The 14,461-nt window shown below is 69.0% G+C and carries 14 protein-coding genes; 4 read left to right on the top strand and 10 right to left on the bottom strand.

The window, feature by feature from the left end; translation table 11 throughout:
* Positions 1–121: 121 nt before the first annotated feature.
* Positions 122–1,069: a helix-turn-helix domain-containing protein gene (locus AOK01_RS13670; RefSeq protein WP_055511272.1), complete on the bottom strand. Its 948-nt coding sequence runs from the start codon at positions 1,067–1,069 to the stop codon at positions 122–124.
* A gap of 128 nt (positions 1,070–1,197) precedes the next feature.
* Positions 1,198–2,100: a LysR family transcriptional regulator gene (locus AOK01_RS13665; protein ID WP_055511271.1), complete on the bottom strand. Its 903-nt coding sequence runs from the start codon at positions 2,098–2,100 to the stop codon at positions 1,198–1,200.
* Positions 2,101–2,183: 83 nt separating this feature from the next.
* Between AOK01_RS13665 and AOK01_RS13660 the strand changes: the two genes are divergently transcribed.
* The 3 genes from AOK01_RS13660 to AOK01_RS13650 are packed head-to-tail and all read left to right on the top strand — an operon-like array spanning position 2,184 to position 4,728.
* Positions 2,184–3,374, top strand: coding sequence for a thiolase family protein (locus AOK01_RS13660; RefSeq protein WP_055511270.1), 1,191 nt, complete (start codon positions 2,184–2,186; stop codon positions 3,372–3,374).
* Complete coding sequence (locus tag AOK01_RS13655) at positions 3,371–4,042, top strand: 3-oxoacid CoA-transferase subunit A (protein ID WP_055511269.1); 672 nt, start codon at positions 3,371–3,373, stop codon at positions 4,040–4,042. Before AOK01_RS13660 ends, AOK01_RS13655 begins: the two co-directional genes overlap by 4 nt.
* Entirely contained in the window at positions 4,039–4,728 is a 690-nt protein-coding gene (locus AOK01_RS13650) for a 3-oxoacid CoA-transferase subunit B (protein ID WP_055511268.1), read from the top strand. Before AOK01_RS13655 ends, AOK01_RS13650 begins: the two co-directional genes overlap by 4 nt.
* Before the next feature lie 28 nt (positions 4,729–4,756).
* On the opposite strand, the gene AOK01_RS13645 is transcribed toward AOK01_RS13650, so the two are convergent.
* From AOK01_RS13645 to AOK01_RS13620, 6 genes are all read right to left on the bottom strand, one after another.
* Positions 4,757–5,605: a fumarylacetoacetate hydrolase family protein gene (locus AOK01_RS13645; RefSeq protein WP_055511267.1), complete on the bottom strand. Its 849-nt coding sequence runs from the start codon at positions 5,603–5,605 to the stop codon at positions 4,757–4,759.
* The gene (locus AOK01_RS13640; protein WP_055511266.1) at positions 5,574–7,154 is read right to left on the bottom strand and encodes a sensor histidine kinase; all 1,581 of its coding nucleotides are present in this window, start codon (positions 7,152–7,154) and stop codon (positions 5,574–5,576) included. The genes AOK01_RS13645 and AOK01_RS13640 overlap by 32 nt, the downstream gene beginning before the upstream one ends.
* A complete protein-coding gene (locus AOK01_RS13635) occupies positions 7,151–7,906 on the bottom strand; it encodes a response regulator transcription factor (protein WP_055511265.1) in 756 nt (251 codons plus the stop codon). The genes AOK01_RS13640 and AOK01_RS13635 overlap by 4 nt, the downstream gene beginning before the upstream one ends.
* Positions 7,907–8,087: 181 nt before the next feature.
* Positions 8,088–9,863 (bottom strand): CotH kinase family protein, encoded by a 1,776-nt coding sequence (locus AOK01_RS13630; RefSeq protein ID WP_055511264.1) that lies wholly within the window; start codon positions 9,861–9,863, stop codon positions 8,088–8,090.
* Entirely contained in the window at positions 9,863–10,540 is a 678-nt protein-coding gene (locus AOK01_RS13625) for a DUF4956 domain-containing protein (protein WP_055511263.1), read from the bottom strand. Before AOK01_RS13625 ends, AOK01_RS13630 begins: the two co-directional genes overlap by 1 nt.
* Entirely contained in the window at positions 10,537–11,379 is an 843-nt protein-coding gene (locus AOK01_RS13620; RefSeq protein WP_245702237.1) for a polyphosphate polymerase domain-containing protein, read from the bottom strand. The genes AOK01_RS13625 and AOK01_RS13620 overlap by 4 nt, the downstream gene beginning before the upstream one ends.
* A gap of 348 nt (positions 11,380–11,727) precedes the next feature.
* On the opposite strand from AOK01_RS13620, the gene AOK01_RS13615 reads away from it, so the two are divergent.
* On the top strand, positions 11,728–12,015 hold the full coding sequence (locus AOK01_RS13615) for an ATP-binding protein (RefSeq protein WP_157871292.1): 288 nt from the start codon (positions 11,728–11,730) through the stop codon (positions 12,013–12,015).
* Between the two features lie 120 nt (positions 12,016–12,135).
* On the opposite strand, the gene AOK01_RS13610 is transcribed toward AOK01_RS13615, so the two are convergent.
* On the bottom strand, positions 12,136–13,671 hold the full coding sequence (locus tag AOK01_RS13610; RefSeq protein WP_055511260.1) for a sensor histidine kinase: 1,536 nt from the start codon (positions 13,669–13,671) through the stop codon (positions 12,136–12,138).
* On the bottom strand, positions 13,668–14,411 hold the full coding sequence (locus tag AOK01_RS13605; RefSeq protein WP_055511259.1) for a response regulator transcription factor: 744 nt from the start codon (positions 14,409–14,411) through the stop codon (positions 13,668–13,670). The genes AOK01_RS13610 and AOK01_RS13605 overlap by 4 nt, the downstream gene beginning before the upstream one ends.
* Positions 14,412–14,461 lie beyond the last annotated feature (50 nt).

The raw sequence follows: 14,461 nt of genomic DNA, 5'->3' as shown, positions 1-14,461 counted from the left end.
ACCTTTCCTCGTCCCGGACAAGGGCACCGGGTTGGTGCGTACGAGTGTCGGCGGGCACACCCGGGCCGACCCAACGATCCGGACCGAGATGGCGGAAATGAGCATCGTGGGACGCGGCCGGTCAGGCGGACCCGGCTCGGATCTCACCGGCGGTGACGCCGAACCGCTCGCGAAAGGTGCGGGAGAAGTACGCGACGGACGTGAAGCCGCACCGCGCTGCCACGTCCGACGTGCGGAGGCCTCTGGCCGGATCGCAGGTCAGCATGCTGTACGCCGCGTCCAGCCGACGCGAGAGGATGTGTCCGGGCACACTGGTGCCTGCGGCAGCGAACAGACGCGACAGATGTCGCTCACTGATGCCCGTGCCGGACGCGATATCGGCCGCACGGAGCGTCGGATCGGTGATGTGCTCCTCGATGAACGTCCGAGCCGACACTCTGTGTGCCACCGGCAGGCCGACGTGGTCGGAGGCGGCGAGCACCGCTACGAGTTCGACGACTGCCTGCTCGTCCGCCGGCACAGGGCGATCCCGGCGCACCGCCCGTGCCGCGAGCCGGGCCAGGGCCCGACCGTGCGCGTTCTCGCCGGGGCCCGCGTCGACGACGACGGGCGTGGGCACGGTCGCCAGGCCGGTGAGCGCGGAGAACTCCGAACGGGGAACCTTCACCGCCAGTTCCTCCAGTCCTCGGCCGAACCCACGGAGAAAGGGACGGTCGGCATCGCAGACGAGGAGCTGCCCCGGCCGCAGCACCTGACGGTGTCCGTCCTGCTCGAAGACCGCCTCACCCGTGATGGTCATATAGACGGCGATCGCCTCGGTGGGCTTGGCCTCGACCAGCTCGGCAGACCGCTCGACCACGTGTCGAGTCCCCCGTACCCGGGCGAGATGGACCCGCTCGAGCTGGAGGTTCACCTCTACAGCCGCGAACGACCGGTTCACCGGCGGCCGGCAGACCAGGGCGATCAAGGACTCCGCGTTGTGCCGCTCCCAGAGCTCCACCTGACGGTCCGGCTCGATCTGCGCCGTGGCGAAGCGATGGGCTCTGGGAATCCTGACGGCGCCGACCATGCTGCACCTGCCTGCTCGATACCGACGCCACCACGGTGTGCGTCGGGGGCGCGTGTAGACCAAGGACCGGAGAGTACCGCCGGGCTTCCGGTTCCGTACACCGGTCGTCGCCGCCTTCGGCGTCCCGCCTACCGCTGCCCGGTGCTGCCCGACATGTACTGCTCGATCATCGCCGCTATCCGTTCCGTGGCCCGCGAGTTCCGCAGCGGTCGGCGTGCGAGCCCAAGGGTGACGGTCTCGGTCTCGGCGAGCGGGACGTAGACGACCCTGTCGAGACGGAGGCTCTGTACCGATTCCGGGACCAGGGCGACACCGTGGCCGGCCGCGACGAAGACGACGAGGGTGGAGGTCTCGCCCACCTCCGTCAACGGTGAGGGCACGAAGCCGGCACCGGCGCAGGCGGCGAGGACCCGACCGTGCATGGAGGACCGGCCCTGAGAGGGATGGACGACGAATGGCTCGTCGGCGAGTTCCGCGAGGGCGACCCGGCTCCGGCCGGCCAGCCGGTGTCCGGCGGGAAGCGCGGCGACCAGCCGTTCGGACCGCAGGGCGGTGATGTTCAGGCCGCCGTCCGGCAGGGTGTCGGAGCGCAGCAGCGCGAGGTCGTAGGTGCCGTCCCGAAGGCCCTCGACCAGCGCGGGGTTGAGCAGTTCACCGTGCAGTTCGAGGGCCACGTCCGGGAGCTGTTCCCGCACCCGCCGGGCGATCTGCGGCAGGACGTCGTACGTGGCTGTGCCGACGAAGCCGATGGATACCCGCCCTGCCCGACCGGTGGCGAGCAGCGTCATCTGCTCCTCGGCTCGTCCGACCTCGGCCAGGATCGACCGTCCATGGGCAACCAGTTGACGGCCGGCCTCGGTGAGTTCGACCCTCCTCGTCGACCGTGTGAACAGCGTCGTGCCCAGCTCGCGCTCCAACTGCTTGAGCTGCTGAGAGAGGGCGGACTGGGCGACGTGGAGCCGCTCGGCGGCGCGGCCGAAGTGGCACTCCTCGGCGAGTGCGAGGACGTAGCGGATCTGTCGCAGCTCCATGACCACAGCTTATCCCCGTTGGTGATTAATCATGCGTCAATAGATATTGGACGTGATTAATCAGGCGCCCTAGCGTCGCTTCCATGGTTGCCAGCTTCCTTTACAGCGCAGTGCGAACACCCTTCGGCCGTTACGGCGGGGCACTCGCCGAGATCAGGCCCGACGACCTTGCCGCCACCGCGGTCTCGGCGGTGCTGGGCAAGGTGCCCACGCTCGATCCCGCCGCCCTCGACGACGTGATCTGGGGCAACGTCAACGGTGCGGGCGAGGACAACCGCAACGTCGGCCGGATGGCGGTCCTCCTGGCGGGGCTGCCGCCGACGGTGCCCGCGACGACCGTGAACCGTCTCTGCGGCTCCTCCCTCGACGCGGCGATCATGGGCTCGCGCGCCGTGGAGAGCGGTGACGCCGACATCGTCCTGACGGGTGGGGTGGAGTCGATGACCCGGGCACCGTGGGTACTGCCCAAGCCGTCCCGGGCCTTCCCCGCCGGCCATGTGACCGCCCTGTCGACCACCCTGGGCTGGCGACAGGTCAACGAACGGATGCCGAAGGAATGGACCGTCTCCCTCGGTGAGGCCAACGAGCAGCTCGCCGACCGCTTCCGGATACCCAGGGAGCGCCAGGACGAGTTCGCCGCCCGCTCCCACACCCTCGCGCACGCCGCCTGGGAGTCCGGCTTCTACGACGACCTGGTGGTACCGGTCATGGCGGACGGCGAAACCGTCCTGTCCCGGGACGAGGGAATCCGGCCCGGATCCACTCCGCAGAAGCTGGCCGGCCTCAAACCGTCCTTCCGGACCGACGGCCGCATCACGGCAGGCAACGCCTCACCACTCAGCGACGGTGCGTCCGCCGTGCTGATCGGCTCCGAGGCGGCCGCCTCCCGCATCGGCAGCGGGCCGCTGGCCCGGATCGCCGGGCGCGGGGTGTCGGCGCTCGAACCGCAGATGTTCGGGTTCGCGCCGGTCGAGGCGGCCGAGCGGGCGCTGAAGCGGGCCGGGATCTCCTGGGCCGACGTGTCGGCGGTCGAGCTCAACGAGGCCTTCGCCGTCCAGTCCCTGGCCTGCGTGGACGCCTGGAAGATCGACCCTGCGATCGTGAACACCCAGGGCGGCGCCATCGCCCTCGGCCATCCGCTCGGGGCCTCGGGCGGCCGGATCCTCGGCACGCTGGCCGCGCGTCTGCGCGCGTCGGGACAGCGGTGGGGAGTCGCCGCGATCTGCATCGGCGTCGGACAGGCGTTGGCCGTGGTCCTGGAGAGTGCGGCATGAGCGTTCGGGTGTGCGGGGATCCCGATGAGGCCGTCGCCGGGATCGAGGACGGCTCGACCGTGCTGGTGGGCGGGTTCGGCATGGCCGGCATGCCGGTCGAGCTGATCGAGGCGCTCATCCGGCTGGGCGCGACCGAGCTGACGGTGGTGTCGAACAACGCCGGAAACGGCGACACCGGGCTCGCGGCCCTGCTGGACAAGGGACGGGTGCGCCGGATCGTGTGCTCGTTCCCCCGGCAGTCCGACTCGTGGGTCTTCGACCGGTTGTACCGCGAGGGACGCGTCGAACTGGAGGTGGCCCCGCAGGGCACGCTCGCCGAACGGCTGCGCGCGGCCGGTGCCGGGATCGGCGCGTTCTACTCCCCCACCGGGGCGGGCACCCTGCTCGCCGAGGGCAAGGAGACCCGGGAGATAGCGGGCCGCACGCACGTCCTGGAATACCCGATCAAGGGGGACGTCGCGCTGATCGGTGCCCACCGGGCCGACCGGATGGGCAACCTCGTCTACCGCAGGACCGCCCGCAACTTCGGGCCGGTCATGGCCACGGCGGCGACCACGGTCGTGGCCCAGGTGCACGAGATCGTCGATACCGGCGTGCTCGATCCCGAGGCCGTGGTGACCCCGAGCATCTACGTCGACCGCGTCGTCAAGGTGGTGCCAGCAGCATGAATCCGACGATCTCGCCTCCGTCCCTCGTGGAGCATCTCGGCCGGGGGCCGCTGACCCAGCACGAGATGGCCGCGCGGGTGGCGCGTGACATCCCGCACGGTTCCTACGTCAATCTGGGCATCGGCCGGCCGACGCTGGTGGCCGACCACCTTCCGCAGGAGGCGGGGGTGGTGCTGCACACCGAGAACGGCATGCTCAACATGGGCCCGGCGGCCCAGGACGGGCAGATCGATCCCGATCTCATCAACGCGGGCAAGATCCCGGTTACCGAACTGCCGGGAGCCGCCTACTTCCACCACGCCGACTCCTTCGCCATGATGCGCGGCGGCCATCTCGACATCTGCGTACTGGGCGCCTTCCAGGTGTCCTCGGCCGGCGACCTCGCCAACTGGCACACCGGCTCCCCCGGGGCCGTCCCAGCCGTCGGCGGGGCGATGGACCTGGCGATCGGCGCCAAGCGGGTGTTCGTGATGATGACGCTGTTCGACAAGCACGGCGTGCCCAAACTGGTCCCGGAGTGCACCTACCCGCTCACCGGCGCCGGCTGCGTCGACCGCGTCTACACGGACTTCGCGACGTTCCAGGTCGGTCCCGGGGGCGCCACTGTCCTTGAGACCTTCGGTATTCCGTACGACGACCTCGCGCAGCGCCTTGAAGTCACGCTGTCTCCTTCGGGCGGGACCTGAGGACTGCTTGCGCAGACGGCTCTTCTGCTCACCTGCGTGCTTCAGTTTCAGCCGCTGTCAAGCCGGTTGTGATGTCACCCAGGCCTTTGATGGCGACATGGAGGTTCTGGCCCGGTTCGAGGGGGTGATCGAGGGTGCCGCCCGGTGTGCCGGTGGTGATGAGGTCGCCGGGCAGCAGGGTGGTCAGGGTACTGGCGTGGGCGACAAGGGTGGCGACGTCGAAGTGCAGCTCGGAGGTGTTGGCCTTCTGGAGGAGCCGACCGTCGAGTCTGGCCGTCAGCGTCAGTCCCCGCCCTCCCAGTGGAACGTTGTCGGTGGTGACGAGAGTAGGCCCGATGAGGAGAACGGAGCGGGCGGGACGGGTCCGCGGGCCGGACCGGGACTCGGACACCGGCACTGTGCTGCCGGTAGTGCGCAGGTGGTTGACGACGACGTATCCGGCGACGTGGCCGAGAGCCGTGGCCGTGGGGATGCGGTGGGCGTGCCGTGAGACGACGACGCCGAGTTCCACGCCCCAGACCATGCCCTGGTCGGGCGACACGGGCAGTGGCACGATCGCTTGCGCCCCTGCGGTGGTGTGCGGTCGGACGATGGTCAGGGACGGCTTCGGGGGGTGCTGCTGATTCAGTTCCTTGCTGCATGTCCGGTAGTTGGGCCCCATCTGCATGAGCCTGCCAGGGGTGAGCAGGGGCGCCGTGGTCGTGGCGGCGTGGAGGGGGAGCTGGTCGCCCGTGTGGGCTGCGGCGCGCTGTGCCCAGTCCATGCCGGACGCGAGCAGGGCGCCCACGTCGGGGTGGGGCAGAAGCGTGAGGTGCTGCTTGTCCAGGCGGGCGGCGGCGGTTCGGTCACGGGTGATCCCGATCGTGGTGAGCCTCATCGGTGTCGTCCTTCGGCGCGGTCGTCGATTCGGGCAGGAGCAGGCGGAAGGTGCAGCCGTCGTCGGGGTGGTTGTCCAGTTCCAGGCGTCCGCCGTGTGCTGTGGCGATGGCGGCGGCGATGGCGAGGCCGAGGCCGGAGCCGGGTTCGCGGCCGGCCACGAGGTTGTCGGCCGACGGTTCGAGCGGTGTGGCGCGGTAGAAGCGGTCGAAGACCTTGAGGGCCTCGTCGGGTTTGATGCCGGGGCCGTTGTCGGCGACCTCGATGACCGAGACGGGTGTGCCGGGCGGCAGTGACCGGCCGTTGCCGAGGCCCTTCCCTGTGGGGGTGCGGGCGGCCCCGATACGGACGTGGATGCTGCTGTCGGCGGGAGTGTGGATGCAGGCGTTGGACAACAGGTTGCCCAGTACCTGGGCGAGTTGGTGGGGGTCGCCGGGCGTCTCGATGACATCGAGATCGCGTTCGGGGCCGGCGGAGTGGGTTGCGAGCGGCTCCAGGGTGATGGCCCGGTGGGGGTGGCGGATCGCGGCGGTGGCGATCGTTTCGGCCGCCAGGGACAGGAGGTCGACGGGTTCCCGGTGGCTCATGGGAGTGTCGCCGAGCTTGGCGAGGAGGAACAGGTCGTCGACGAGGCGGCTCATGCGGCCGGCGTTGTGGGCGATCAGGGCGTGGGCCTCACGGCGTCGCCGGCCGGGCATGTCGGGTTCGTCCAGAAGGAGTTCGGCGAAGCCCTGGATGGCGGTGAGCGGGGTGCGCAATTCGTGTCCGGCGTCGGCCATGAAGTGGCGCAACCGTGCTTCGGAGGTCTCGGTGCGGTGCAGGGCGGCGCGCAGGCGGTCGAGCATGGTGTTGAGCGCCGTGCCGAGTCGGCCGACCTCGGTGTCCGGGTCTGTCACGGGAACGTTGAGTTCCACGGCACCGTCGGTGATCCGCTGAGCTGTGTGCTCCACCCGGGTGAGCGGGCGCAGTCCGAGGCGGACGGCGGCGTTGCCGAGGGTGACGACTCCGACGGCTACGGCCGCACCGAGGCCGAGGCTGAGCCACAGGAGCTTGGTGGTGGCGCCGTCCACGGTGTCCAGGGGCAGAGCGACAACGGCCCGCATGTCGCCGGGCCCCGTCAGTGCGATCGCTCGCCAGCCGGAGCCCGAGGGGCTGTCCTCGGCCGCAAGGGTGGTCGGCCGCCCGGTGGGCAGGCGCAGGTCGGCTGTTCGCTGCGGGAGGCGGGGGCCGGGGTTGTTGCCGCTTCCCAGAGACGTGCGCAGCAGGCGTCCGTCCTCGTCGTAGAAGTAGACCCGGTAGTCCGAGGGCAGGGCGGCGTCCGAGGGCTGCGGCCGCGGCGTTCGGTTGCCGGCGAAGTCTTCGTAGAGGCGGTCGGGGGGCTTGAAGTGGGAGAGCCGGTCGTCGACCTGGTCGGTGAGCCAGCCGCGCAGGACGGTCAGGCCGGCGAGCTGGCACAGGAGGACGGCACTGGTGGCGAGCAGGCCGGCGATCAGGACGATGCGGCTGCGCAGGGAGCGCGGGCGCAGACGCACGCGGCGGGACCGTCTCATCGGTCGGCCGTGTGCGTATCGCCGCGCGGCAGCCGCAGGCAGTACCCGACCCCGCGCACGGTGTGGATCAACGCCGGCGGATCCCGGTCGATCTTGCGGCGCAGGTTCTTGATGTAGGTGTCGACGATGCGGGTGTCCCCGGAGAAGCCGTACTGCCAGACCTGCTGCAGGATCTCAGTTTTTTCCAGAACGCGCTCGGGGTGGGCCAACAGGCAGGCCAGGAGCCGGAACTCGGTCGGTGACAGCTTCAGCGGGTGGTTCGCGCGTCGTACCTCGTGGGTGGTCTCGTCCAGGGTGAGGTCGGCGTATCGCAGGGCCGGCCGGCCGGCGCCGGTGGCGGAGGCGGGTGCGTTGCTGCGGCGCAGGATGGCGCGGATACGCAGCAGCACCTCCTGGACGTGAAAGGGCTTGGTGACGTAGTCGTCGCCGCCGGAGCTCAGACCGATGATGCGGTCCTCGACGCCGGTCCGGGCAGTGAGGAACAGCACCGGCGTGTAGATGCCTTGGGCACGAAGGTCACGGGTGAGCTGGAAGCCGTCCGTGTCGGGCAGCATCACGTCCAGGACGATCAGGTGGGGCCGGCGGTTGCCGGCCTCGAACATGGCTTCCTGCCCGCTGGCCGCGCTCGCCACGGCGAAACCGGCCACGCTGAGCGCGGAGGTCAGCAGGGTTCGGATACTGGCGTCGTCCTCCACGACCAGGATGGTGTGTCCGGTGGCGGGCGTGCGCGTGAGGGTGTGCTCGTCGATCACGTTCTGGCACCTCGGAGTACGGACAGATGGCCTCGGAACAGGGCGTTTCCTGGTCGTGCGGCGCAATGGTAGGCAGCGAATCTGTGCGCGAAAGCAGCAAAGCGTCAAAACGCAAGAATGGATCAGTCCGACATCCCGGGCGGCGCCTTCGGGGAAAAGGCGGCCCGGGATGTCGGAGTCCTCAGCCCGTCACGTCCTTGTCCTTGGCCAGGGCCTCGGTGCGGTCGGTGACGGTCTTGGTGAGCTCGGTCACGGCGGTGTCCAGTTCCTTGGAGCCGGCTCCCGCGGAGCGTGCCTGCTCCGCGATGGCCTTCAGCTCCTTCGCTGCCGTGCCCGAGCCGTAGAACTTCTCGTACAGCTCTCGGTACGCCTTCTTGTAGACGGCGTCGAAGGCGTCGGACTCCAGGAACTTGGTCTTCAGGGCGTGCCCCGCCATGAGGCCGCCCCTGCCGCCCTCCGCGTCCGCGCCGTCTTCCTGACCGGCGCCGCCGCTTCCTCCACCGGGCATTCCCTCGGGCACACCGCTGGGCATCCCTTCCGGCATTCCTTCGGGCATGCCACTGGGCTGCTCCTGCGGTGCCCCGGAAGGCATCGCGCCGTCCGCGGGCGATTGCTGCGCGTCCTTCCCACCGGCGGTGCCGCTGTCGGCGGTGCCCCCGGCGTCAGGGTCGCCGCCGGGCATGCCGCCGCCCATGCCGCCCATGCCGACCGTGTCGTCCGGCCCGGCCGTCGCGTCTCCGCTGAAGGTGAGGTTGTAGTCCCAGCCCAGGACGGAGAACGTCTTGGTGTCCAGGTCGTACCACAACAGGTAGTTCTTGCCGGGGCCGGCCATGTCGTCGAAGTTCAGCAGCAGGTTCTGTGCGGCGACGTAGGTGGCGAGCGAGTCGACGTCGACGTACTTGTCGAGGTCGCGGGCGAACTCCTTGTCCGACGCGCTGTCGACCCACTTGATGAGCTTCATCACCGGTTCGAGATCCTGGCTGCCCTTCTTGTTCAGCTGCTTGAAGGAACTCTCGTACTCGCTGGGGTCGTCGCCCCGGTACTCGAAGCTGCCGCTCGCCCTCGCCTTGTAGAGCACACCGTTGCCGTCGGCGACATCGTCCGCGTAGTCGGTGTCGGGTGCCTCGACCATGAGGCGGGTGACGGTGGGCCGGTTGTTCACCTTCACCTCCGTGAAGGCGTACCGCTCGGCCTTCTGCCCGCTCTCCTCGGTCAGCGACAGCGACAGCGCCTCGTTGACCGGGACCTGGCCGTTGCTGCCGGGGCGCAGCGAGATCTCCCGCTCACCCTGGTAGGCACGCCCCTCGACGTATTCGTCGATCTTGACAAGCCAGGGCAGCTCTTCGGGCTTCTTCGCGGACAGGTTGAACTGCACCATGCCGCCCATGCCGCCCGTGTCACCCGTGCCGTCGGCCGCGCCGGGACCGCCGCCCGCCTGCTGGCTCTGGCCGCGGTCCCGGCTTCCGGCCCCGCCGGTTGCACCGGCTGTACCGGCCGGAGCGCCCTGCGCGGCATCGGGCAGGTTCCGGCCGCCACCGGGCATGCCCTTGCTGCCGCGCAGGGACGACAAGGTGGAGTTGCCCTTGAGGCGGATTCCGACGTCGTTGAGGTAGACACCGTCGATCACGAGGTCGGCCTCGATGTAGTCCTTGGTACCGTCCTCCTTGAACTCCTTCATCATTTTGCTGAAATCGGCCTGCTGGTAGGTGAGTTGGACCGAGTGCGCCACCGTGGTGTCGTACAGGCCCACCGTGCCCCTGACGTTGTCGGTGATGGCGTCCGCCTCGACTCGCGAGGACGATGTGACGTACGGGGAGATCCGCGCGTCGCCGAGGAAATAGACCATTGCGGCGAGCCCGACGCCCAGCGCCGCGGCCGGCTTCCAGTGGTGGCGCAGCCGTACGGGCAGCCGGTCCTTCAGTCGCCGCCCGCGCCGCGCGGCGGTCTCGCCGCTCATCACAGATCCGTCGTGTCGTAGCCGGTCAGGACGGTGACGCGCTGGCCGGACGTCCGCTCCTGCAAGGCGCTGACCAGGTCACCGGGTTCGGCGCCCTTCTTCAGACGGACGGTGTAGAAGATCTCGCTCAGGGCGCCGCCGCGGATCGTCTCCGTGCTCACCAGCTCGAACTCACTGGTGTACTTGATCAGTACGTCACGGATCTGCGGCGTGTAGTCCTCGCCGGCCGGGACCTGGACCTTGACGACCTGGCGCTGCACGTTCAGCGCGAACCAGTTGAACTTGAACATCACCAGGATGACCGTGCAGATCACCACGGCGCCGACCGCGGCCAGGGTGTAGAACCGGGCGCCGCAGGCCATGCCGATCGCCATGGCCAGGAAGATGAAGCCGACGTCGCGGGTCTCCTTGACCGCGTTGCGGAAGCGGACCACCGACAAGGCGCCGACGAGTGAGAACGCGCGGGCCAGGTTCGAGCCGACGACCAGCATGATCAGGGCGACGATCATGCCGACGACGACCAGCGTCTGTACATAGGACTGGCTGTAGGAGACGTTGCGGTGCGTGTACCGGTACACGTAGCCGATCAGCGTGGACAGAATGAACGAGAGCGCCATCGCCGCCACGACGTCGGCCACGCTGAACGTGCCGCTGAGTTCCTGCAGTTCGAAATTCACTGTGCTCCTACCTTCAACGACGCGTCGTGCTGCGCCGGCCGCCCGTTCGGCGGCTGTTCTTCAGTGGGGGTGGGCGGCGGACAGTCCGCCTCATTGATGTGGAAGACCGAACGCGGGGCCAGTCCGAACGCCTCGATGGACTGCACGTACTTCGAGATGCGTACGAGGTTGAGGTTGCGCCGCGCGGCCAGATCGGTGATCCAGTGAGGGGTGCGCTCGTTCACCTTGATCTCCATGACCGACATGTGCGGCGGGATCGTGAACCGGTTCTCCGGCGTCTGAATGCCGAAGTGGAAGTCCCGGTCCCGGCCTCGGACACGGCGGTCGAAGGTGACCCGCAGTCCGGTGTCGGCACCGCGCCCGACCAGGGCTTCACGCTGGTACCCGGTGATCGCGGTGGGCTGCAGGTTCAGCCGCACGGTCAGGTCGAGGACCTCTTGGATGAAGGCGCTCTCCTTCGGCGAGTGCTCCACCATCTCCCGGCCGTCGCACAACCGTCGTGCCACACCATAGGGAAGGGTGATGCGGCGCTTCTGCGTGACCCGGTTGACACGCTGCTTGATCTCTACGCAGACGAGCGACTCGTCGACGACTCCGTCGAGGTTGCCGTAGTGCCGGATACGCAGCTTGCGGCGGAACTTCAGACCCTCGATCTTCTCCCAGTAGAAGCGGAGCTGAGGAGTGTCGTAGTAGAGGCTCCACACGCCGTACCCACCGACGGGGCTGTGCAGATCGCGGTCCATCCGCTCGGCCAATTCGTCGCGGATCTGCGCCGCCTGGTCGACCGGAACCAGGTACTTCAGCTCGAACCGGTTGAACGCGTGCAGCCGACTGGCCACGTGCAACGGGTCTTCGCTCCCCTGATCCCCGCTGTCCGCCAGCCGGGGCTCGGCTGCCCGGCCCTCACGCGCCGCGGCTGCCTTCGACAGGAACACCATGCGCCTCCTTGCTCATACGTTGCGGACCGACCCGCTTGGCACACGCAACCAACAGCGCATGAGGAGCCCATGAGAAACACGGGTTGATTTCAGGAGTATTCAAGAAGACGTACAAGTGAACAGAAGGAAAACCAGGGCACTTCACTCGCATCGCAGCACAACTCCGAGGACACGCCGAGGGACGGTCGGGCGAGGCGGTCTGCCGACAACACCGGACCCGCTGTCTTTCGGCGGCGGTGTCCGGTGGCCGTGGGCTGGTTCACGGTGGTGGCCACGGGCGGTGTACTCCGCCAGGTCAACGAAGAGGCGCCCACCGCTCCCGCGGCCGTTCACCGGATCATGCAGGAGTCGCTGACCAACGTCACCAAACACAGCGGTGCCGGACGGGTCATGGTCCAACTCGCCTACGGGGACGGGGAGCCGGCCCTGACCGTCGAGGACGACGGCGGGTACCCGCGGCCCGCCCGGCCGGGTCCGTCGGTGGCAGCGGGATCGTCGACATGGCGGAACGGGCGCGGGCACTGGGCGACGAGCTGACCGTGGTAGCGGAACGGGTGGCGCCCACTGGTCGTTGACCTCATGAGCGCGCTGTAGGCGCCTGCGAAGAGGGCGCGATCCTCCCGCGCTCGTATCTCTCGCTGACAGCCCTCAACAGTCTTAAGGCTGCTGACCAGGGCCGGCTGCGGGGAGTACCAGGCGGAAGGTACAACCGTGGCCGGGGGCCGTGTCGAGTTCGAGGCGGCCCCCGTGGCCCTCGGCAATGGTCGCGGCGATGGCGAGGCCCAAGCCGCTGCCGCCGTGGAGGCGGGAGCGGGCCGGGTCGGCGCGGTAGAAGCGCTCGAAGACGAGCTCCGCGTCGACGGGTACGAGACCCGGCCCTTGGTCCGCCACCTCGATCACGCTGATCAGCATGCGCTCCGGCAGGGCCGGGGAAACGGTGAAGCGTCCGGGTCGGTCCGTGCCGCCGGTTCCGGGACCCGCCTCGGTCGTGCCGACACGGACGTGGACGCGGGTACCCGGCGGGGTGTGGATGCGGGCGTTGGAGAGCAGGTTCTCAAGGATCTGCCGCAGCCGGTGCGGGTCGCCGACGGTCTCCGCTATGTCGAGTTCCTCGGTTCCAGTGGGATCGGCCGGGGTGTACAGCGGGCCGAGGCCGACGGGGTGGGACGCACTGTGGGCCACGGTCGCGGTGACGGCGTCCGCCGCCAGGGACAGCAGATCGACCCGTTCCCTCCGGTACGAGGGTTCCTTGTCCAGGGTGGCGAGGAGTTGGAGGTCGTCGACGAGCAGGCTCATGCGTTGCGCGTTCTGCGCGATGAACCGGTTGGCCTCCTGCAGTTCCCGCGCCAGGCGTCGCTCCGGACGCAGTGCGAGTTGGGCGTAGCCCTGGATGACGGTGAGCGGGGTGCGCAGTTCGTGCCCTGCGTCGGCGACGAACCGACGCAGCCGGGCCTCGGACGCCTCACGGGCCAGCAGCGCCTTCTGGAGACGGTCGAGCATGGAGTTCAGAACCCGGCCGAGGCGTCCGATCTCAGTGCGCGGATCAGTGTCGGGCAACCGCAGATTGAGCCGGCCCGCGGTGATGTCCTGGGCGATGCCTTCCGTCCTGGTCAGGGGCAACAAGCCCAGCCGGACCACCCATCGGCCCAGGGCGACCAGGGCGACGATGGTGACGGCGAGCAGGACCGCGTTCAGCCACAGGATCTTCGAAGCGGCGCCGTCGACGGTGTCCAGCGGCAAGGTGACCACCGCGTTCATACCCCCGGGGCCGGGGTTCAACATCACTCGCCAGCGGCCGTCACCGCTGGTGGCAGGCAAGGTCTCCGGATGCCCGTCCCGAAGACCGAGGTCCTGCGCGTCGTCGGCCAACCGGGGTCCTGGCTTCGTTTCGGAACCCAGCGAGCCGTTCAGGAGGCGCCCGGAGGCGTCGTAGAAGTAGACGTGGAAATCCGAAGGCAGTATGTCCGGTTGCTCCCTCGGCGTCGGCAGTGTCCCGTCGAGAGCGTCGTAGAAAGCCGGCGCGGGCGGGTGGAACTCGACGAGCTGCTCGTCGACACGGTCGAGCAGCCAGGAGCGCACCACTACGTAGCCGAGGGTCTGGGATGCCAGGACGGCTGCGGTGGCGAGGACGGTGACGCCGAGGACGAGTCGTCGTCTCAGTGATCCGGATGGCCGGGGCAGAAAGCGGGTCACTGCTCCGGCGTCCCTCCGTGGTCGCGGGAGAGTCGGAGGCTGTAGCCGACGCCGCGCACCGTCTGGATGAGCGGCGGATCGAAACGGTCGATCTTCTTGCGCAGGTAGCGGACGTACGTCTCGATGATCCGGACGTCGCCCGCGAAGTCGTAGCTCCAGACATGGTCGAGGATCTGGAGCTTGCTCACCACCTGTCCGGCGTTCGCCAGGAGGTAGGCCAGGAGCTTGAACTCGGTGGGTGACAGCGCGATGTACTCCCCCGCGCGGTGCACCTCGTGGGCGCCCTCGTCGAGTTCCAGGTCGGCGTAGCTCAGAACGCTCGGCATCACCCGCGCCGTGACGGCCGGAGCCGTTCGGCGCAGGATGGCCTCGATGCGCAGCAGGACCTCCTCGATGTTGAACGGTTTGGAGACGTAGTCGTCTCCGCCCGCCCGCAGGCCGCTGACGCGGTCGTGGGTTTCGGTGCGGGCGGTGAGGAACAGGATCGGACAGTCGTTCCCTGCCGCCCGCAGCCTGCGGGTCACCTCGAAGCCGTCCAGGTCCGGCAGCATCACGTCGAGCAGCACCAGGTGCGGTTCCAGGCGTTCGACCTCCAGGAGGGCCGACTGTCCGGTGTCGGTGCTGCTCACCTCGTATCCGGTCAGACGAAGCGTCGCCTCCAGCAGGGTGCGGATGCTGGGCTCGTCCTCGACCACGAGGAGCCGATGTCCTGGCCTCGCCGCTGCGGACCTGTCGGTCATGACGTCTGCTGATCCGTTCTGCCGTCTGGCTGGTGCCCGCTCCGGCCCGG

Source organism: Streptomyces aurantiacus (assembly GCF_001418335.1).
GTDB lineage: Bacteria > Actinomycetota > Actinomycetes > Streptomycetales > Streptomycetaceae > Streptomyces > Streptomyces aurantiacus.
Note: the sequence above shows the minus strand (reverse complement) of the source record. Positions and strands in the feature narration are given on the sequence as shown.

What these genes read in the sequence shown, in the direction of transcription:
- AOK01_RS13670 (WP_055511272.1), bottom strand. Translation starts at nt 1,069, where the DNA reads ATGGTCGGCGCCGTCAGGATTCCCAGAGCCCATCGCTTCGCCACGGCG.
- AOK01_RS13665 (WP_055511271.1), bottom strand. Translation starts at nt 2,100, where the DNA reads ATGGAGCTGCGACAGATCCGCTACGTCCTCGCACTCGCCGAGGAGTGC.
- AOK01_RS13660 (WP_055511270.1), top strand. Translation starts at nt 2,184, where the DNA reads ATGGTTGCCAGCTTCCTTTACAGCGCAGTGCGAACACCCTTCGGCCGT.
- AOK01_RS13655 (WP_055511269.1), top strand. Translation starts at nt 3,371, where the DNA reads ATGAGCGTTCGGGTGTGCGGGGATCCCGATGAGGCCGTCGCCGGGATC.
- AOK01_RS13650 (WP_055511268.1), top strand. Translation starts at nt 4,039, where the DNA reads ATGAATCCGACGATCTCGCCTCCGTCCCTCGTGGAGCATCTCGGCCGG.
- AOK01_RS13645 (WP_055511267.1), bottom strand. Translation starts at nt 5,605, where the DNA reads ATGAGGCTCACCACGATCGGGATCACCCGTGACCGAACCGCCGCCGCC.
- AOK01_RS13640 (WP_055511266.1), bottom strand. Translation starts at nt 7,154, where the DNA reads ATGAGACGGTCCCGCCGCGTGCGTCTGCGCCCGCGCTCCCTGCGCAGC.
- AOK01_RS13630 (WP_055511264.1), bottom strand. Translation starts at nt 9,863, where the DNA reads ATGAGCGGCGAGACCGCCGCGCGGCGCGGGCGGCGACTGAAGGACCGG.
- AOK01_RS13605 (WP_055511259.1), bottom strand. Translation starts at nt 14,411, where the DNA reads ATGACCGACAGGTCCGCAGCGGCGAGGCCAGGACATCGGCTCCTCGTG.